Here is an 18,314-nt window from a genome sequence, read left to right as displayed (position 1 = left end):
GGCGGCACATCCTGCTGAACGGGCATTACACATTCCAGACTGACGGCAAGTTCATCGACCTGGATGCGCTCGTGGCGGGACTGGAGCTGGGCTGACGGAAATTTCTGGGATTCCGGCGTACAACCCCGTACTAGACCATGGTGCTGACGAAAGACTTGAGCCGGATGAGGCGCGACTCTCATGCCCGGTTCTTTGGGGGCGGTGGCGCAGTAATGCGCTGCTGTTACCCGACGAAAGTGTACTTAAGCCCTACCATCTTATCTCGGCGCCATAAACCAGGACCTTCATCTCCTCCCTCCTTGATTCCGTACTTAACTACGGAGGTAGAGTTGAATCGTGGATCGAAAACCCGAGAGGAGATCGCCGTTATGAAACACCTAAGACTGCTGCTGATAGTGAGTGCGACTCTGCTGTCATCCACCGTATGGGCCGATGGCAGTTCCGATCGCCTGTACGGTAAGATGATCCAGGCCAACGAGCAATCCATGCGCGAATACGCTAGCGCCCAAGGCAAGAACCCGCCAGAAGTCACTCACTACCGCTATGGCATGAAGCTCGACATCGCCAAGGTCATTCACGTCACGTCGACCAATGGCAACTGCGATGTGATGCCTGCGCAAATGACCTACGAGGATTCGAGCGGAAACCTGCATATTCTGGAGTACCTCGTATCAGGAACGGACTGCAGGAGCCAGCACTGAGCATTGTTGACGTGTTGCTGACGGAAAAGTAATTTTCACGTCACCCTGACGTTATTTTGCATGTGGAAGTATGTAAGAAGCGCACCCGGCTATGCCCGGCGCGCTTCGGCATATACACAACCGCACAATGAAAAATCTGCCAAAACATCAAGAGCGTTTATGAACAACAAGGCCCTGTTGGGACTTTCTCAGATCGTCTTGAGCATCAGCGCTGCGCAGGCTGCAATGGCCGCCGAGGAAAAAGGCGAGGGATTCATCGAAGGCAGCAGCCTGAGCATCCTCAATCGAAATTTCTACTTCAACCGTGATTTTCGCAAAGGCCAGTCCAGCAGTACAGGAAATGGCTACTCGGAAGAATGGGCCCACGGAGTCATAGGCCGATTCGAGTCGGGCTCGGCCAGGCCGAGGACAATTACTCCAAGCTCGGCGGCGCCGTAAAGACCCGTTTCCTGGACACTGAAATCAAAGTAGGCGATGTCTTCCCTGTCACGCCTGTCGTGCAGTACGGCGATTCGCGACTGCTTCCGGAAAGCTTCCGCGGCGTCACCGCATACAACACCAGTGTCGAGGGCTTGGTGCTACAGGGCGGACGCCTGCACGCGATGAGCCAACCCAGCTCCAGCAGCATGCGGGATGATTTTGCAACCTTCTACGCAGGCGAAGTCGGCTCTCCGTGGATAGTCGGCGGTGATTACACACCCAACGACAACCTTGGCTTCAGCCTTTACACCAGTTGTCTCAAGGATGCCTGAAACCAATACTATACCGGCACTACCTGGAGCTACCCGCTTGCAGATGATGTCGCCTTGGTCGGTGGTTTGAATTACTACAAGGCCGTCGATGAGGGGAAGCAGCTCCTCGGCAGTTTTGAGAACGATATCTGGAGCGGCAAGGTCGGCCTCCGTGTCGGGGCGCACACCGGCGAGGGACGGAGACGGCCGACGTGAACCAGATCGCTATTGTGCCTTGCTATCGCCCTTCGGGGACTCCATTCCAATGTGTTGGTTCATGTTCTCCATCATTGTATTGCAGTTTTTCATCATCTTGGACATTTCCTGCATGTCCATCATCGGCATATGGTTGCCGTCCATCATGTGCATGTCCTCACCCTTATTTGTCTCGGCACTGCTTTGGGCGGGGGCTTTGGCCTGTTCGGCAAATCCCGTGGCAACAGTTCCAAGGGCTATGAAGGTAGCAAGGACGGTGTAGGTAATGGCGTTACGCATGGCGACTCTCCTCATCTACGACCTTGGTTTCCAGCCAGGCTGTGTATTGAAGAGTTGATTGCTCCACTGTCCTCCTGTTTGGCTCCTTTGGTTTGGAGGATGGTTTCAGGCGCCTGAGGTAGGCGCCTTTTTCGGTCAACAAGTCTTCGGCTTCATCGCTCTGGACTCTGCGAGCTGGCTTGACAGCACCGCGTTGTCTTGCACGAGAAGCTGCTTTTCTGTGGCCAACTGGCTCAATTGGCTTTCAGTTTGGCTTAAGCGTTCCGCCAGCAGGCTTCGCTCCCGTTCATTGACGGCCAGGTAAGTCCGCGTCTCAGCCAAACGCTGCTCACCTTGGCCATGGCGCTGCTCCAGTGCCTGATGCGACTGTTGCAAGTCGGTGAATTGAAGTAAGACGTGTTCATGCGCAATCTGACTCTGCGCGAGCGTCGCTTGCGTCGTGAGCAGGGTGCTCTCTAGACGATCATGGTCCTGCACCAGGCGTTGTTCCTGCGCCTGCAGTTCGCCCAGGCGGGTTTGCTGCGCGAGCAGACGCTGCCGGAGCGCTGCCAATTCGTGTTCCAGGCGCTGCTGGCGTTGCTCAGTGGCCTGGCGCTCGTCGCTGCGTTGTTGCGCGACCGATGCCTGGTAGTGCTCAAACTGCTCCCGCGCTTGTTGCAGTTGCCGGGTCAGTGCGGCCGCCTCGGCGGCGCGGTCAGCCAGACGTTGTTCGAGCCCGGTCTTTTCACTGCCCAGGCTGGCCAGGGCGATCTCCTGACGCTGCAGGGTGTCAGCCAGCCCCTGGCTGCGCGTAGTGGCTACGGCAAGTGCCTGGGCCTGCTGCTCCTGAACGCTGAGTTGCGCGTCGCGCTCGACGAATGCCTGCTGCAACTGTTCCTGCAACGCGTCGGCCTCTGCCTGGTGAGCCGCTACGGCCTGCTGGAGTTGGACGGCCGCCTCCGCCTGAACTTTTTCGTACAGTCCTTTCAGCGCCAGGACCAGCTCCGCGGGCAATCCCAGTTCGGCCTGGGCCAGCGTGCCGGGATGCGCGGCTTTCCAACGCTTTAACAACGGAGCAATCGTGCTTTTGCTGCCCGTCCCACCCAGGGCGACGCGGATGCTGTCAATGGTGGGGTTGTGGCCCGCAGCCACCAGTTGGGTGGCCGCCTGGGCAACATGCAGGTAGAGGACGCCGGAACGGGCCATGAACACCTCGGATTTTTTCGTACCGTATTATGGAAAACGTAATACCTCGATTTAAGTACAGAATAGCTCAACCTTGAGTAACTGCTGCTTGGCCCACGATAAGCGCGGTTATCGTGAGTTAAGTCATCGCGATCGAGGGTTGTGTCTATAATCTGCGGTACACATGGCCTAAACAGGCGCTTCGTGATGACAGCCGGCAATAATGACGAAAACCTCCCCACCAGGCGGCACGAAGAGCCGACAGTACTTGCGCGTACCCCCGGTACGCTCACCACCCCCGAACAATTGGCTGAGCAACATCAGCGTTTTCTCGCCGCCGCGACAACCGACAACACCCGGCGCACCTACCGCTCGGCCATTCGCCACTTTCTCGCCTGGGGCGGCGTGCTGCCGTGCGATGAAGCCGCGCTGATTCGTTATCTATTGTCTTTTGCGGAAGTATTGAACCCGCGCACCCTGGCCCTGCGCCTCACGGCGCTGTCGCAATGGCACCGTTATCAGGGTTTTCCTGACCCTACCGCCAGCGCCACCGTGGGCAAAACCTTGCGCGGTATTGAGCGGGTGAACGGGCGGCCTCGACAAAAAGCCAAGGCCCTGGTCCTAGAGGATCTCGAACGCATCGTGGTGCACCTGAACACGCTCGACGGACTGGCGACACTGCGGGACAGTGCACTGCTCCAGGTCGGGTATTTTGGTGCGTTCCGGCGCAGCGAATTGGTCACGCTGGAGATGCAATACCTCGAGTGGGAGCAGGAAGGTCTACGGATCACGCTGCCCCGTTCCAAGACCGATCAGGAGGGCGAGGGACTCGACAAGGCGATCCCATACGGCGACAGCATCTGCTGCCCCGCGACAGCGCTACGCCGGTGGTTGGACGCGGCTCAGATCGTTCAGGGGCCACTGTTCCGGCGCATCAGCCGCTGGGGCGTACTCGGCGAGGTGGCACTGCACGAGGGCAGCGTGAATACCATCCTGACGGCACGTGCCGAAGCCGCAGGGCTGTTGTATGTGCCCGAACTGAGCAGCCACAGTCTGCGTCGGGGACTGGCTACCAGTGCGCATCGGGCTGGGGCGGATTTCCTTGAGATCAAACGACAGGGTGGCTGGCGGCACGATGGCACCGTACACGGCTATATCGAGGAAGCTGGAGCTTTCGAGGAGAATGCGGCTGGCTCGTTATTACGACGCAAACCGTAGCCAAGGTTTGTAAGCAGGGCTGGTTAGAATCCCAAGTGGCCACCCTCTATTCTCGACCGTCCTTCCGCAGCACATGAGCAGTTCCCTTAAAAACAGTTACTTACAGAACGAATGTCCTAATTTTTGGCTTATCTCGGCACGCCCCCGATAATGCGCAGGCTCATCAGGCCCATATGCAGCATGGAGCCAATGGGCGACACCACATTGGTCCAGACATTGCTCGGCACATAACCCAGGTTGCGCATAAAACTGATGACCGCCCCGGCATAAAACACCCCGAAGGCAAACAGGTAGTAACGGGCCGGCCGGTGCCCGCGCAGCAGCAGCCAGAACGCCAGTGCGAGAAAGAACGGGATCAGCACCAGCGCACTGCCCTGGCTCAACATGGCGCCTTCGCCATAATGGCCACTCAGTACCGCCAGCGCGGCGACGCCGGCAATCCCCCAGCACAGCACGGCCAGGCGCGCCTGCAAGCGCGGGTAGACCTGGGGCAGACCCAGTTGGCGGCCGGCAAAAATCATCCCGATGGGAATCGACAAGGCCAGGGCCACGCCCAGCAGGGAGTCGCTGAGGCTGACCGGCAGATCGAGCAACTGCTGGGGCAGGCCCAGCGACAACACCTCGATGCCCACGCAGCAATTGACGTACAGCAGGTACCAGCCGCTTTCCGGGGCGCGGGTCATGCGCCAGAACACCGTATGAAAACCGATCAGCAGCAGGTAGACGCCAAAATACAGGCCGTAGGCAAAAAACTCGCGCCGCGAATGGTTGGAGAACTGCTGGCCGGGTTCCAGATCCAGACTGACCGACATCGCGTTCTTGCTTTGCAGGCGCAGCAACAGGGTTCTGTCCCCCGGCTCGGCAAATCGCAGGGGAAACACCGCGCTGCGGTAATCCACCGGCCACAGGGGGCGCGCCAGGTTCTCTCCAGCGCGCTGCTCGCTCCAGCGCCCATCGCTTTCACGCTGATACAGGCGCACATCGTCCAGCAGGGCATTGTCCAGGCGCAGGGCCCAGGTCGGCACCACGGACGCCGGCACCCGCACGCTCAAGCGCAGCCAGATCGTGGCATCGGTAAAGCCAGCATTGAGATTGCCCGGCAAGGCTTGCCATCTCGGCGCCAGCATCGCTTCTTCGGGGCTCAATGTGCCGTCGGGATCGTCGAGCCGCTCGATGTAGCCCTGAGCTTCAATCGGCAACGCCCCGCCCTCCAGCAGCAAAGGCCTGGCGTTCAAGGGCGCACACGTGAACAGCGCAGCCAGCAGCAGGACGAAAACGGGCCATTTCATGGCGGGCGATACTATCACGGGGCCATTAGCCGCTGCACAGCGCTCAGGTTCGCTCAGATTCACCCGCGCAAACCGCCGCCCAGGGGCCCGGCATTCGGGTAAGCTGCGCCCATGACCGACCTGATCCTGCTCGAAGACGAGCCCATATTGCGCCAGGAACTGGGCGAATTCCTCGAGGACTGCGGCTACCGCACCGACAAGGTCGCGAGCCTGGCCGAATTCGCCCATGCCTTCGAACCCCAACGCCATTGCCTGGCGATCATCGACCTCGGCCTGCCCGACGGCGACGGCCTGCACCTGATCCGCCAACTGCGCGAGGGCGACCACCGCCTGGGCATCGTGGTGCTGACCGGGCGCAATACCACCCTGGACAAGATTGCCGGCCTTGAAGGCGGTGCCGACCATTACCTGGACAAGGGCTGCGACCTCGACGAACTGGCCGCGACCCTGCAATCGCTCAAGCGCCGCCTGGAGCTGGGCGAACAGCCGCGGCAGGGCGACGAATGGCGACTGGAGCTGGGCCCCCGGCGCCTGCATGTACCAGGTGCGCCTGCCGTGGCCTTGTCCCAGCAGGACCTGGTGGTGCTCGAAAGCCTGATGAGCAATGCCGGCGAAGGGGTCAGCCGGCAGATGATCGTCAGCGCGCTCGATGAAGACTACCTGCACTACGACCAGCGCCGCCTGGACACCCAGATGCGCCGCCTGCGGCGCAAGATCGAGGAAGTGACCGGCCAGGAACTGCCGGTCAAGACCCTGCGCAATGCCGGCTACTGCTTTTACGCCAACGCCCGGATCCAGCCCTGAGAATGCCCATGCCCCACCTGCGCCTGCTGCCTGTTCTACTGATCGCCCTGCTCAGCGCCTGTGCCAGCGCCCCGGCGCCCGAAGCTCGCCGCCAGCAGGCCATGGAGCTGGCACGGACCCAGCATTGGCAGGGGCTCACGCTCGACACCCGCTCGTTCCCCTTGCAGGCCTTTGTACCGCCAGCCTTTGCCGCCGAACGCCAATTGGTGATTTACCTGGAAGGCGACGGCTTTGCCTGGCGCACCGCCAGCCAACCGTCCGATGACCCGACGCCGATCAACCCGCTGGCCCTACGCCTGGCCCTGGCCCAGCCCGGCGGCAACGCGGCATACCTGGCACGCCCCTGCCAATACCTGGGCGCACAGCGCTCGCCTTGCAGCCAGCGCTATTGGACCGACGCCCGCTTTGCCGACAACGTGGTCGCCAGTGTCGACCAGGCCATCAGCACCCTCAAGGCCCGGGCAAAAGCCCAGGAACTGGTGCTGGTGGGTTACTCCGGCGGCGCGGCGATTGCATTGCTGCTGGCTGCCCGGCGCGACGATATCAGCCGTGTCGTGACGGTCGCCGGCAACCTCGACCATCGCGCCTGGACCGAGTATCACCGCGTGCAACCGTTGCGCGGATCGCTTAACCCGGCGGACGACGGCGCGCGCCTGGCCCATCTGGAACAGATTCATCTGGTCGGCGCCGACGACCGGGTCCTGCCGCCGTCGCTGGCCCAGCGGTTTGTCCGCGAACATCCGACCAACCCGCCGGCCAGGGTCTGGGTGATGCCTGGCTACACCCACCAAAGCGGCTGGGCCGAGCACTGGCCAAGCCTGTGGCAGCGCCTCGAACAGACGCCTTAGAACGACACCTACAACACTTTTGGCTACCCATCGGACGCCGTCACCCCGCCGTCCACCGGCAGGTTGACGCCATTGATAAAGCTCGAGTCGCTGCTGGCCAGAAACGCAATCGCTGCCGCCACCTCACTCGGCAACGCTTCGCGTTGCAGGGGAATGCGCTCATTGAATTTGTCGCGGATCGATTGTTCCCAGCCCCAGGCCATAAAGCGCGCGCGAGTGGAGCCTGCTCGACTGAGCCGCACTCCCCAGGCGACCCCTCACTCGGAACCCTTGTGCAACATGGCAATTGCTGGCGCGTCTTCGGCCTGACTATAATGCGAAACATTATCAAATACATTTCCGGAACCGGCCTGCATGCAGAGCGACACCGACCCGCTGACCGCCGGCATTGGCCATCTGTACCGCGAACACCATTCCTGGCTGCAAGGCTGGCTCAGCCGCCGTGTCGGTTGCCGGGAGAATGCTGCGGACCTGGCTCAGGATGTGTTCGTGCGCCTGCTCAAGAGCGAGCGCAGCCCCAGCCTGCTACAGCCCAGGGCTTATCTGAGCAGCATCGCCCGCGGCCTGATGATCGACCACTATCGCCGCCGCGCCCTGGAACAGGCCTACCTGGACAGCATCCTGCACCTGGAACCCTGCCTGATTCCCAGCGAGGAGGAGCGCCTGGTGCTGCTCGACGCCCTGGAGCGCCTTGATCGTCTGCTCGACCGGCTCAAGCCCCGGGTCCGCGAGGCCTTTTTACTGGCCCAGTTGGAGGGCCTGAGTTGCCCGCAGATCGCCGAGCGCCTCGGGGTGTCCCGAGCCACGGTGGAGCGCGATCTGGCCAAAGCCCTGCACGCCTGCTACCGGTTGCACTATGGCGATCTCTGAAACCACCCCACTCGATGCGACGGTGGTCGACCAGGCCATCGGCTGGCTGGTGCGCCTGCGTTTCGACCGGCCCGATCCCGCCACCGTGCAGGCCTTCGAGCAATGGCTCGGGCAGCACCCCCAGCATGCCCAGGCCTGGCAGCGCGTCGCCACGCTGGGCAGTGAATTCAATGGCCTGCCGCCGACCCTGGCCCGCCAGACCCTCGACGGCGCCAAGCGCCAGATCAGTCGCCGCGAGGGCCTCAAGCTGCTGGGCCTGGGGTTGGGCGCCAGCAGCCTGGCCTGGCTGGGCCGCGAACACCTGCCCTGGCCCGGCACAATGGCCGACTATCACACCGCGGTGGGCGAACAGCGCCGTATCGTCCTGGCCGATGGCAGCCAGCTGCAGCTCAATACCGACAGCGCCGTCGACGTCGATTTCAACCCGCAACAGCGCCAGTTGCACCTGCGCCAAGGGGAAATCCTGGTCGAGACCGGTGCCGACTCGCCGTATTCCCCTGCTCGACCGTTCTGGAGCCGGACCCGCGATGGCTATCTGCACGCCCAGCGCTCGCGCTTTCTGTTGCGCGAACTGCTCCACGGCACCCTGCTAGCGGTCCAGCGCGGCAGCGTCACGGTGTTTGCCGAGCATGGCCGGCAGACGCCAATGCGCACCCTGGGCGCCGGCGAGCAATGGCTGTTCACCGCCAACGGGCCCCTGCCCATGGCCAACGACGGGCTCGACCCCTGGTCCTGGAGCGACGGCGTTCTGAGCGCCCGACAGATGCGCCTGGGCGCTTTCATCGATGAACTCGCCCGTTATCGACCCGGCGTGTTGCGCTATTCGCCGGCGGTGGCCGACCTACGGGTTTCGGGCACCTATCAGTTGGCCGACACCGACGAAGTCCTTGCCCTGCTGGCCCAGGCGCTGCCCGTACAGGTGCGCTACCGCAGCCGTTACTGGGTCACGCTGGAGGTTGCCAGTTAATTTCAAAAATAAATGAGGGGGATTCTCATTCCTGTTCGACCTGTAAAGGAAGGCGGAAAACACGCCGCACCTGCCCCACAGACCACGAACGAGATAGCGCAATGAATCTGTCCCCTCCTCCCCGTACTCATGTGCTGAGCCACGCCATTCGCGGTGTCCTGCTCGGGCTTGCCGTCGCCGGCGGCGCCCTGCCGGCCGTTGCCCTGGCCCAGGACAGCAGCACCCTACAGCACAGCTGGAATATCGGCGCCGGTGATCTGGCCCCGGCCCTTGACCAGTTCGCCCGCCAGGCCGGGGTCAGCCTGTCCTACGATGGGACCACCGTCGCCGGCAAGCGCACCCAGGGCGTCAGTGGAGCACTCGACAGTACCCAGGCGCTGGAACGCTTGCTGCGGGGCAGCGGGATCGAGGCGCAACAGCAATCGAGCAAGGCATTCCTGCTGCTTGCGCGCATCGACACGGGCAGCGCCCTGCAACTGGGCGCGACCAGCGTCTCGGGCGAACAACTGGGCGTGGCCACCGACGGCACCGGTTCCTATACCACCGGTGCGCTGACCATTGGCAAGACCGCCCACTCACTGCGCGAGACGCCGCAGTCGGTCAGCGTGGTGACGCGCCAATTGATGGACGACAAAAACCTCACCACCCTCGACCGGGTCATGGACCAGGCCACCGGTATCACCCGCTCGAACCGCAACTTCGGCTCGAACCGCTTCAACTCCCGGGGTTTCACCCTGGAAGACGACAGCTACATGCTCGATGGCGTCCCAGGCTCGGCCTATGACCCGACCGGCTGGCTGCCGGTGGATATGGCGGTCTTCGACCGCGTGGAAATCCTGCGCGGCGCCGCTGGCCTGCTGGTCGGCGCCGGCAACCCCGGCGGCGCGGTGAACCTGGTGCGCAAGCGCCCCGGGGCGGTGCCGCATTTCTCGGTGGCGGCCCACGCCGGTTCCTGGGACACCTATCGTCTCGATCTCGATGGCAGCAGCCCGCTCAATGACAGCGGCACCCTGCGCGGCCGTGCCGTGGTCGCCTATGAAGACCGTGGCTACTTCCAGGACGTGACCCAGACCCGCACGCCGCTGCTCTACGGGATCGTCGAGGCCGACCTGAACGACGCCACCACCCTGGCCGTCGGCCTGCGCCGCCAGACCATGGACACCCGGGGCTACTCGATCTTCGGCCTGCCGCGCTACAGCAATGGCAATGCCCTGGATGTACCGCGCTCGACCTCGCTGGTGCAGGACTGGAACCGCCATGAAACCGAAGTGACCGAGGTCTTCAGCGACCTGGAACACCACTTCAACGACGACTGGACCGGCAAGCTGTCGCTGATGCGCAGCGAAGGCGGCTTCGACCAGAAGGCCGCCTATGTGCGCGGCGCCGTCGACCCCGACACGCTGACCGGCCCCCGCCTGCAGGGCGTGCAGTTTCGCAGCTATGACATCGAAAACACGGCGGCCGACGCCCACCTTTCCGGCAACTTCTCAGCCTTTGGCCTGAGCCACGAACTGATGCTGGGGGCCAACTGGTCGCAGGTGGATATCGATGCCAGAACGGCGGACATGTCGGTCGGCCTGCCGTTCGATGTGTTCAACCCCAACCACCACCAGATCCCCGAACCGGCTCGCCCGCAATGGAGCGAGTTGCGCGACCAGACCACGCGCCAGTACGGCCTCTACAGCACCCTGCGCCTGCGCCTGGCCGAACCGCTGAGCCTGGTGATCGGCGGGCGGCTGAGCTGGTACAAGGACGATATTCAAACCAATACCGCGCCGCGCTCCGTGGCCCGCCAGGACCATGAGTTCACCCCGTTCGCCGGGCTGATCTACGACCTCGATCCCCACTGGTCGGTGTATGCCAGCTATGCCGATATCTTTCGCCCGCAAAGCGACAAGTTCAACGCCGGTGGCAAGGCACTGGAACCCACCGTCGGCTCGAACTACGAGACCGGGGTCAAGGGCGAGTTCTATGACGGGCGCCTGAACCTCTCGGCCGCGCTGTTCTACGTCAAGCAGCAAGACCTGGCCATGGAAGACGGCGACAACACCGATTTCACCGTCTGCTCGCGCTACAACACCGACGGTATCTGCTACGTCAATGGCACGCCGCGCACCAGCAAGGGCGTGGAGCTGGAAGCCAGTGGCGAAGTGCTGCCGGGCTGGCAGGTCATGGCCGGCTATACCTACAACACCCGCAAGGACGATGAAGGCCAGGTCTTCGATGCCGAGTCGCCCAAGCATATCGCCCGGGTCTCGAGCAACTATGACTTCCAGGGCGACCTCAAGCGCCTGAGCATTGGTGGCGGTGTCTCGGCCCAGAGCGGTTATGCCTCGGACTACGGCGTGATCGTGGCCAACCCCGGGCGCGCGGTCTGGGATGCGCGCACGGCCTGGCAACTGGATGAACACTGGAAGGTCGCGCTGGACTTGAAGAACGTCCTGGACCGCAAGTACTACGAAGCCACGGGCGAGGTTCGCCGTGGCAGTTACTACGGTGCACCGCGCAGTTACATGCTGACCCTGCGCGGCGACTTCTGACCGAACGCCGCGGTGTCAGCCTCCGGCCTGTTTGAGCAACGGGTCGGGAGCGGGCGATACCAGGGCGGCAATACTGATTTCGCGCATGCGAAATTTCTGCACCTTGCCGGTGACCGTCATCGGGAACTCGTCGACGAAAGTAAAGTGGCGCGGCACCTTGAAATGGGCAATGCGCTGCTTGCACCAGGCCTTGAGTTCGTCAGTCTCGGCGTGATGACCGGGGTGCAGCTTGATCCAGGCGACGATTTCCTCGCCGTACTTCTCGTCGGGAATACCGATCACCTGCACATCGGCCACCGCCGCATGGGTAATCAGGAATTCCTCCAGTTCGCGCGGGTAAATGTTTTCGCCGCCGCGGATAATCATCTCCTTGCTGCGCCCGACAATGCGCACATAGCCCTGCTCATCCATCACCGCCAGATCGCCGGTGTGCATCCAGCCTTCGCTGTCGATGGCCTCCAGGGTCGCCTGGGGATTTTCCCAGTAGCCGAGCATCACGCTGTAGCCACGGGTGCACAACTCACCGATCTGCCCGCGCAACAGCGGCTTGCCATGGGCGTCGATCACCTTGCTTTCCAGATGGGGCTGGGTGCGCCCCACCGTACTGACGCGCACGTCCAGGCCGTCGGTGGCGCTGGTTTGCAGAGACACCGGGCTGGTCTCGGTCATGCCGTAGGCGATCTGCACCTCGCGCATATGCATCACCTCGATCACCCGGCGCATCACTTCGATCGGGCAGTTGGAGCCGGCCATGATCCCGGTGCGCAGGCTCGACAGGTCGTAGTCGTGCAGGCGTGGGTGGTCGAGCTGGGCGATAAACATGGTGGGCACGCCGTAGAGCACCGTGGCCCGCTCCTCGGCCACGGCCTTGAGGGTCGCCTCGGGCTCGAACGCCGGCGCCGGGTAGATCATGGTGGTGCCGTGGGTCAGGCACCCCAGGTTGCCCATGACCATGCCAAAGCAGTGGTACAGCGGCACCGGGATAACCATGCGATCGTGCTCGGTCAGGCCCTGGCTTTCGCCGACCATATAGCCGTTGTTGAGAATATTGGCGTGGCTCAGGGTCGCGCCCTTGGGGAAACCGGTGGTGCCGGAGGTGTACTGGATATTGATCGGATCGTCCCAGTGAATCCGTGCCTGGCGCTGCGCCACTTCTTCGGGGCCAATACCCTGGGCCATGCTGCCCAGGTCGTCCCAACGCAGGAACCCGGCCGGCGCCTGGGGTGCCAGGCTGATCACCCCGCGCAGCAGCGGCAGGCGCTCGCTGTGCAGATGCCCCGGCGGATGCTCGCCCAGTTGCGGGAGCAGTTCGCCGAGCATGGCGTGGTAGTTGGAGGTCTTGAAGGCATCGGCGCACACCAGCCAGGCACAGCCGGCCTGTTTGAGCACATATTCGAGCTCGCTGCTGCGATACGCCGGGTTGATATTGACCAGAATTGCGCCAACCTTGGCGCTGGCCAGTTGGGCAATGCACCACTGGGCGCAGTTCGGTGCCCAGATGCCGAGGCGTTCGCCGGGCTTGAGCCCGAGCATCAGCAGGGCCCGGGCCACGACCAGCACCTCGGCGGCCAGTTCGGCCCAGGTGTAGCGCAGGTTCTGGTGGCAGACCACCAGCGCCTCACGCTGCGGATAGGCGGCCACCGTGGCATCCAGGGCTTCGCCAATGGTCATGGCCAACAGGGACTTGTCCCGGGGGCCGCGGGTGTAGGACTCGATCATGCTGACTTCCCTTGTTGTTCTTGTTGGTCGCCATCAGCGGGCCGGTACCGGGGTGCCGGCCCGCTGGTTTTCTCAGGGGGCCTTTTTCTGGCGGGCCATATAGTCCTCGTACTCGCGGGACATCACGTACAGCTTGATCTGCTCCACGTCCGCAGGCTTGAGCGAGTCCTCGAAGGACGGCATGCCCGCAGGCTTGAGCAGCCCCTGCAACACGATCTGCTGGAAGTGCTCGCGGGTGGCATCGCTGGACTGGCGCAGGTCCGCAACCAGGCCGCCGCTGATGGTCCCCATGCCATGGCAGACGCTGCAGAACTGCCCGTACAACTGTTTACCCGGCGTGACATCGGCCGTGACGGCAGGCGGTACGCGATCACTCTTCGCGGCCGTCGGCGCTACCGCCGGCAACTGCGCCTTGCCATCCAGGGCGAAGACCAGCAGACGACTGCGGTTTTTCATGCCCGGCTGGTTCATCGATTCGCCGCCGGTCAGGGTAGCCACGCCGCCCCAGCCCGCCATGATCGCCACATACTGGCGCCCGTTCTGCTCGAAGGTCATGGGCGCGGCGACAATGCCGCTCTGCGCTTCGTAGCTCCACAGTGGTTCGCCCTTGTCCGCCGAATAGGCATGCATCTGTCCGGTCGCGGTGCCCTGGAAGACCAGGTTGCCGCCGGTGCTCAGGGTGCCGCCGTTCCAGTGGGTCGGATACGGCACCTTCCAGGCTTCCTTCTGTTTCACCGGGTCCCAGGCCAGCAAGGCACCGCTGACCACGGCCGACGGCACATCGGTGGCATCGGCAAAGCCGGCGCCGGTGTTGAATGCCTTGCGTGAGACGAAGTCCTTGCCTTCATTGCGATAGACCCCCGGCACTTCCTGGTAGGGAATATAGACCAGGCCGGTTTTCGGGCTGAACGACATCGAATGCCAGTTGTGGGCGCCAAAGGGGCTCGGCCACATCACGATCGGCTCTTTCTCGTAGCGCACGCCGGGCGCCTCCACCGGACGGCCGGTCTTGAGGTCGACACGCTCGGCCCAGGTGACCTTGCCGAATTTTTCGGCCGAAATCAGCTTGCCAGTGGTGCGATCCAGGACATAGAAGAAGCCGTTTTTTGGTGCCTGCATCAGCACCTTGCGCGGCTTGCCGTCGATTTCCAGCTCGGCCAGGGTGATCTGCTGGGTCGCGGTAAAGTCCCAGCTGTCGCCCGGGGTGACCTGGTAATGCCAGGCCAGCTTGCCGCTGTCAGGACGGATCGCCAGGATCGACGACAGGTACAGGTTGTCGCCACCGCCCGGGCTGCGGATCTCGCGGTTCCACGGCGAGCCGTTGCCGGTGCCGACATACAGCAGGTCCAGGTCCGGGTCGTAGGCCATGCTGTCCCACACCGTGCCACCGCCACCGAGTTTCCAGTACTGGTCGCCCTTCCAGGTCTTGGCCGCTTCGCGCAGTTCCGGGTGCTCGTAGGGCAGCGCGGGATCGCCCGGCACGGTGTAGAAGCGCCACACCATCTTGCCGCTCACGGCGTCATAGGCCGAGACAAAACCGCGCACGCCATATTCGGCGCCGCCGTTGCCGATAATCACCTTGCCCTTCACCACGCGCGGTGCGCCGGTGATGCTGTAGGGCTTGCTCGGATCGGTGGTCTGCTGGCTCCAGAGTTCCTTGCCGGTCTTGGCATCCAGGGCGATCAGCCGGCCGTCCAGGGTGCCGACATAGACATTGCCGCCCCACAGCGCCACGCCCCGGTTGACCGCGTCGCAGCAGGAGGTGCGCGCCTTGACCCGCTCGACCTGCGGGTCGTAGCTCCACAGTTCCTTGCCGCTGACCGCGTCCACGGCGATCACCCGGCTCCAGGACATCGAGGTGTAGATCACCCCGTCGTGGAACAGCGGGGTCGATTCAAGGCCCCGGGTATTGTCCAGGTCCTTGTACCAGGCCAGGCCAAGGCCCTTGACGTTGCCGGCGTTGATTTGCTCCAGCGGGCTGTAGCGCTGTTCGGAATAGGTGCGGCCATGGCTGAGCCATTGCCCGCCCTCGTGTTCGGTGGCGCGGATCGCCGCTTCGTCCACCGCCGCGGCCAGCAACGGCATGGGCACGGCGAGGCACATCAGCAGCACGCAGCTGCGCAGGGAACTGGGGAAAGACAGAGTATTGAACATTGCAAGGCTTCCTCGGTGAACGCTGGGGGCGCGGATCAGAAAATCTGCATCAGGCGGAGGTTGATGCGATCACCCTCCCTGAAACCGTTTTCCACCGATTGGTCGCGGCCATAGTTGACCAGCAGTTGGGTCTTGGGCGCGACAAACCAGCCGGCGCCGACCGTGAACTTCTGGGTCTTGGGTTCATCGCGCTGATCCAGGCCATCGAGACGGGTCTCACCGCCCCAGAGCCGCGAGTAGCCGACGCGCACATCGAAGGTCGGGGTGACCTGATAGCGCAGGAACGCCTGGCCCTGGTACAGGGCCGACTGGCGCAGGGTCAGGCCGGCTGCCGTGGCGTCGTCGTTCTTGCCGAACCAGGTGACGTCCCCCACCAGATCGAGCCACCACTTGTCGCCCAGGCCCTGGATATAGCCGGCCTGAAGCGCGAATTTCCAGCGGTTCTCGCCAATGTTCAGCGCATCGTCGCGGTCGTAGCGACCGGTGGGCACATAGAGGAACGGCGTAATGCCGAAGTAGGTTTTCTCGGCGGGTTGCTCCACCAGCCAGATGGTCGACGCCAGGATCAGGTCGCCGATGCCGCCATCACTTTTGCCCAGCCCCTTGGTGTCGCGCTTGCCTTCCAGTTGGCCGAACGGCAGGAGAAATTGCGGGTCGATGGTGAAGCCGCCAAGCTTCATGAAGTGCACGCCCCGCAGGATGCCGATATCCGAATCGAGCCCGGCGCGCAGGGGTTGCTTGTGGCCGTCGGCATAGAGCGAGCGGCGTTCGGCGTGCTGGTAATAGACCATGCCCAGGGTGGTGCCTTCGGGCAGCGCGGTGTAGTCGCCGGCATCGACGTCGACGGCCTGAGCCTGGCCCGCGAGGCCGGCAGCCAGGGCCAGGGTGCAGGCCTGCAACAGTGTGGCGAGGGGGCGGCGCCGCACAGGGAGCGCGGGCACGGTTGACAGTGTGGTCTTGCTCATCGTGTCACCTGTTTATTGTTTTTGTGGATGAGCCACCCAGTGGGCAGCACTCAGGCAATAGCAGGCTTCATGCCAATAAAATTAATCCTTTTATATCAGCTACTTAATCAATATCCCCAGTAACCGGCCGGATGGGCAGTGGCCGGCGCAATGGCGGCGAAGGCCCGATTTACCGAGGCTTTGGCGCCGTCTCGGGGCTGTCTCAGCTGTCTCATCGCGATTCTCATCATGCGAGACAAACGGCCTCGGTAAAAGCCTTCAAACCCCTGAAAAACAAGTACTTTGGTACTGGTTTGAAGCTGGCATAGGGGTTGCTGAGGCAAAGCGTCACTTTCAATAAGAAGAGAGCCACTCCATGTCCCATGCCTTCCCGATTCACCCGGATACCCAAGCGTTCCTCGACCGTCAGCACCGCATGCTGATCGGCGCCGACTGGTGCGCCGCCAGCGATGGCGCGACCCTGCAACTGGTCAACCCGGCCAATGGCCAGGCCCTGGCCCAGGTGCCTGCCGCCACCGCCCAGGACGTCGACCGTGCCGTGCGCGCGGCACGCCAGGCCTTCGACGATTCGCCGTGGAGCCGGATGCGCCCGCGCGAGCGGCAGAACCTGCTGTGGAAACTCGCCGACCTGATCGAGCGGGACGCCCAGGTGCTGGCCGAGCTGGAATGCCTGAACAACGGCAAGAGCGCCCAGGTCGCCCGGGCCATGGATGTGCAGATGGCCATCGATTCCCTGCGCTATATGGCCGGCTGGGCCACCAAGATCGAAGGCAGCACCCTGGAGCCTTCCGTGCCGTTGTTCGATGGCCAGTTCCATGCCTTTGTGCGCCGTGAAGCGGTGGGCGTGGTCGGCGCCATCGTCGCCTGGAACTTCCCGCTGCTGCTGGCCTGCTGGAAGCTCGGCCCGGCCCTGGCCACCGGCTGCAGCGTGGTTCTCAAGCCGGCCGATGAAACGCCGCTCAGTGCCCTCAAGCTGGCCGAACTGGTGCTCGAAGCCGGCTACCCGGCGGGCGTGCTCAACGTGGTGACCGGGGTCGGCGCAGTGGCCGGTGCGGCGCTGTCGGCCCATCCGCAGCTGGACAAAGTGACCTTTACCGGCTCCACCGAAGTCGGCAAGTTAATCGGCAAGGCCGCCATGGACTCCATGACCCGGGTGACCCTGGAACTGGGCGGCAAGTCGCCGACCATCGTGCTCGCCGACGCCGATCTGGACACGGCCGCGGCCGGCGCCGCCAGTGCGATTTTCTTCAACCAGGGCCAGGTCTGCTGTGCCGGGTCGCGCCTGTATGTGCAGCGCAAGCACTTCGACCGGGTCGTTGCCGATATTGCCGGGATCGCCAACCGCATGAAGCTGGGCAATGGCCTGGACCCCAGTGTCGATATGGGGCCGCTGATCTCGGCCAAGCAGCAAGCGCGGGTTTCGCGCTATATCGACATGGGCCGGGAGATGGGCGCGCACCTGGCGTGTGGCGGTGAACACTACGGGCCGGGTTACTTTGTCCAGCCGACGGTGATCGCCGATGTCGACCAGCAATGCTCGCTGGTCCAGGAGGAAATCTTCGGCCCGGTGCTGGTGGCGATTCCCTTCGACGATGTGGAGGACGCGATTCGCCTGGCCAATGACAGCACCTACGGGCTGGGCGCCAGTATCTGGTCCAACGACCTGGGCCAGGTGCATCGGATGATCCCGCGCATCAAGTCCGGTTCGGTCTGGGTCAACTGCCACAGCGCCCTTGATCCGGCGCTGCCGTTTGGTGGCTACAAGCTGTCCGGCGTCGGCCGGGAGATGGGCGCCGCCGCCATCGAGCACTACACCGAGCTCAAGTCGGTGCTGATCAAGCTCTGAGGT

15 protein-coding genes and 1 pseudogene are annotated in these 18,314 nt (G+C 63.3%); 9 read left to right on the top strand and 7 right to left on the bottom strand.

From position 1 onward, the window contains the following. The first annotated feature begins 368 nt into the window (after window positions 1-368). Together ABX75_RS26565 and ABX75_RS26560 are read left to right on the top strand one after the other, a co-directional pair. Complete coding sequence (locus tag ABX75_RS26565) at window positions 369-701, top strand: DUF2790 domain-containing protein (protein WP_047882969.1); 333 nt, start codon at window positions 369-371, stop codon at window positions 699-701. A gap of 159 nt (window positions 702-860) precedes the next feature. After that, window positions 861-1,621, top strand: a pseudogene (locus ABX75_RS26560) (OprD family outer membrane porin); the annotation flags it as partial. Window positions 1,622-1,657: 36 nt separating this feature from the next. On the opposite strand, the gene ABX75_RS26555 reads toward ABX75_RS26560, so the two are convergent. Together ABX75_RS26555 and ABX75_RS26550 are read right to left on the bottom strand one after the other, a co-directional pair. After that, window positions 1,658-1,927: a hypothetical protein gene (locus ABX75_RS26555; protein ID WP_033979952.1), complete on the bottom strand. Its 270-nt coding sequence runs from the start codon at window positions 1,925-1,927 to the stop codon at window positions 1,658-1,660. A 135-nt stretch (window positions 1,928-2,062) separates the two neighbouring features. Next, window positions 2,063-3,112 (bottom strand): DNA-binding protein, encoded by a 1,050-nt coding sequence (locus ABX75_RS26550; RefSeq protein ID WP_011154388.1) that lies wholly within the window; start codon window positions 3,110-3,112, stop codon window positions 2,063-2,065. A 186-nt stretch (window positions 3,113-3,298) separates the two neighbouring features. On the opposite strand from ABX75_RS26550, the gene ABX75_RS26545 reads away from it, so the two are divergent. Then, on the top strand, window positions 3,299-4,309 hold the full coding sequence (locus ABX75_RS26545) for a tyrosine-type recombinase/integrase (protein ID WP_077747747.1): 1,011 nt from the start codon (window positions 3,299-3,301) through the stop codon (window positions 4,307-4,309). Window positions 4,310-4,437: 128 nt separating this feature from the next. Here the strand turns inward: ABX75_RS26545 and ABX75_RS26540 are convergent, their stop codons facing one another. Then, on the bottom strand, window positions 4,438-5,598 hold the full coding sequence (locus ABX75_RS26540; RefSeq protein WP_053060116.1) for a 7TM diverse intracellular signaling domain-containing protein: 1,161 nt from the start codon (window positions 5,596-5,598) through the stop codon (window positions 4,438-4,440). A gap of 111 nt (window positions 5,599-5,709) precedes the next feature. On the opposite strand from ABX75_RS26540, the gene ABX75_RS26535 reads away from it, so the two are divergent. Then, the gene (locus tag ABX75_RS26535; RefSeq protein WP_047882968.1) at window positions 5,710-6,402 is read left to right on the top strand and encodes a response regulator transcription factor; all 693 of its coding nucleotides are present in this window, start codon (window positions 5,710-5,712) and stop codon (window positions 6,400-6,402) included. Between the two features lie 8 nt (window positions 6,403-6,410). Then, entirely contained in the window at window positions 6,411-7,250 is an 840-nt protein-coding gene (locus ABX75_RS26530; protein WP_053060118.1) for an alpha/beta fold hydrolase, read from the top strand. 23 nt (window positions 7,251-7,273) lie between these two features. Here the strand turns inward: ABX75_RS26530 and ABX75_RS28140 are convergent, their stop codons facing one another. After that, window positions 7,274-7,492, bottom strand: a complete 219-nt coding sequence (locus ABX75_RS28140) for an SDR family oxidoreductase (RefSeq protein ID WP_371264010.1) — start codon at window positions 7,490-7,492, stop codon at window positions 7,274-7,276. Between the two features lie 112 nt (window positions 7,493-7,604). On the opposite strand from ABX75_RS28140, the gene ABX75_RS26520 reads away from it, so the two are divergent. The 3 genes from ABX75_RS26520 to ABX75_RS26510 all read left to right on the top strand — a co-directional run bounded on the left by ABX75_RS26520 (window position 7,605) and on the right by ABX75_RS26510 (window position 11,627). Continuing rightward, window positions 7,605-8,120, top strand: coding sequence for a sigma-70 family RNA polymerase sigma factor (locus tag ABX75_RS26520; protein ID WP_047882966.1), 516 nt, complete (start codon window positions 7,605-7,607; stop codon window positions 8,118-8,120). Then, the gene (locus ABX75_RS26515; RefSeq protein ID WP_047882965.1) at window positions 8,107-9,087 is read left to right on the top strand and encodes a DUF4880 domain-containing protein; all 981 of its coding nucleotides are present in this window, start codon (window positions 8,107-8,109) and stop codon (window positions 9,085-9,087) included. Before ABX75_RS26520 ends, ABX75_RS26515 begins: the two co-directional genes overlap by 14 nt. A gap of 101 nt (window positions 9,088-9,188) precedes the next feature. Further along, window positions 9,189-11,627, top strand: a complete 2,439-nt coding sequence (locus tag ABX75_RS26510; protein ID WP_047882964.1) for a TonB-dependent siderophore receptor — start codon at window positions 9,189-9,191, stop codon at window positions 11,625-11,627. 15 nt (window positions 11,628-11,642) lie between these two features. Here ABX75_RS26510 and ABX75_RS26505 read toward each other — a convergent pair whose 3' ends face one another. The 3 genes from ABX75_RS26505 to ABX75_RS26495 form a co-directional block, all read right to left on the bottom strand. Then, window positions 11,643-13,346 carry an AMP-binding protein gene (locus ABX75_RS26505; RefSeq protein WP_047882963.1) on the bottom strand — a complete coding sequence of 568 codons (1,704 nt, stop codon included), beginning with the start codon at window positions 13,344-13,346 and terminating at the stop codon, window positions 11,643-11,645. 72 nt (window positions 13,347-13,418) lie between these two features. Beyond that, the gene (locus tag ABX75_RS26500) at window positions 13,419-15,449 is read right to left on the bottom strand and encodes a PQQ-dependent dehydrogenase, methanol/ethanol family (RefSeq protein WP_047882977.1); all 2,031 of its coding nucleotides are present in this window, start codon (window positions 15,447-15,449) and stop codon (window positions 13,419-13,421) included. A gap of 86 nt (window positions 15,450-15,535) precedes the next feature. Beyond that, complete coding sequence (locus tag ABX75_RS26495) at window positions 15,536-16,465, bottom strand: transporter (RefSeq protein ID WP_082136209.1); 930 nt, start codon at window positions 16,463-16,465, stop codon at window positions 15,536-15,538. A 355-nt stretch (window positions 16,466-16,820) separates the two neighbouring features. On the opposite strand from ABX75_RS26495, the gene ABX75_RS26490 reads away from it, so the two are divergent. Then, window positions 16,821-18,311 carry an aldehyde dehydrogenase family protein gene (locus tag ABX75_RS26490; RefSeq protein ID WP_047882962.1) on the top strand — a complete coding sequence of 497 codons (1,491 nt, stop codon included), beginning with the start codon at window positions 16,821-16,823 and terminating at the stop codon, window positions 18,309-18,311. The last annotated feature ends 3 nt before the right edge of the window (window positions 18,312-18,314 follow it).

Source organism: Pseudomonas sp. ARP3, from assembly GCF_001029595.1.
Classification (GTDB): domain Bacteria; phylum Pseudomonadota; class Gammaproteobacteria; order Pseudomonadales; family Pseudomonadaceae; genus Aquipseudomonas; species Aquipseudomonas rhodesiae.
The sequence above is the reverse complement of the archived record's forward strand: the minus strand, read 5'-3'. Positions and strand labels throughout refer to the sequence as shown.

Bases quoted from the DNA above. Each gene is read 5' to 3' on its own strand.
- ABX75_RS26530 (WP_053060118.1), top strand. From the start codon at position 6,411: ATGCCCCACCTGCGCCTGCTGCCTGTTCTACTGATCGCCCTGCTCAGC.
- ABX75_RS26545 (WP_077747747.1), top strand. From the start codon at position 3,299: ATGACAGCCGGCAATAATGACGAAAACCTCCCCACCAGGCGGCACGAA.
- ABX75_RS26490 (WP_047882962.1), top strand. From the start codon at position 16,821: ATGTCCCATGCCTTCCCGATTCACCCGGATACCCAAGCGTTCCTCGAC.
- ABX75_RS26520 (WP_047882966.1), top strand. From the start codon at position 7,605: ATGCAGAGCGACACCGACCCGCTGACCGCCGGCATTGGCCATCTGTAC.
- ABX75_RS26510 (WP_047882964.1), top strand. From the start codon at position 9,189: ATGAATCTGTCCCCTCCTCCCCGTACTCATGTGCTGAGCCACGCCATT.
- ABX75_RS26500 (WP_047882977.1), bottom strand. From the start codon at position 15,449: ATGTGCCTCGCCGTGCCCATGCCGTTGCTGGCCGCGGCGGTGGACGAA.
- ABX75_RS26515 (WP_047882965.1), top strand. From the start codon at position 8,107: ATGGCGATCTCTGAAACCACCCCACTCGATGCGACGGTGGTCGACCAG.
- ABX75_RS26550 (WP_011154388.1), bottom strand. From the start codon at position 3,112: ATGGCCCGTTCCGGCGTCCTCTACCTGCATGTTGCCCAGGCGGCCACC.
- ABX75_RS26535 (WP_047882968.1), top strand. From the start codon at position 5,710: ATGACCGACCTGATCCTGCTCGAAGACGAGCCCATATTGCGCCAGGAA.
- ABX75_RS26495 (WP_082136209.1), bottom strand. From the start codon at position 16,465: ATGAGCAAGACCACACTGTCAACCGTGCCCGCGCTCCCTGTGCGGCGC.
- ABX75_RS26555 (WP_033979952.1), bottom strand. From the start codon at position 1,927: ATGCGTAACGCCATTACCTACACCGTCCTTGCTACCTTCATAGCCCTT.
- ABX75_RS26565 (WP_047882969.1), top strand. From the start codon at position 369: ATGAAACACCTAAGACTGCTGCTGATAGTGAGTGCGACTCTGCTGTCA.
- ABX75_RS26540 (WP_053060116.1), bottom strand. From the start codon at position 5,598: ATGAAATGGCCCGTTTTCGTCCTGCTGCTGGCTGCGCTGTTCACGTGT.
- ABX75_RS26505 (WP_047882963.1), bottom strand. From the start codon at position 13,346: ATGATCGAGTCCTACACCCGCGGCCCCCGGGACAAGTCCCTGTTGGCC.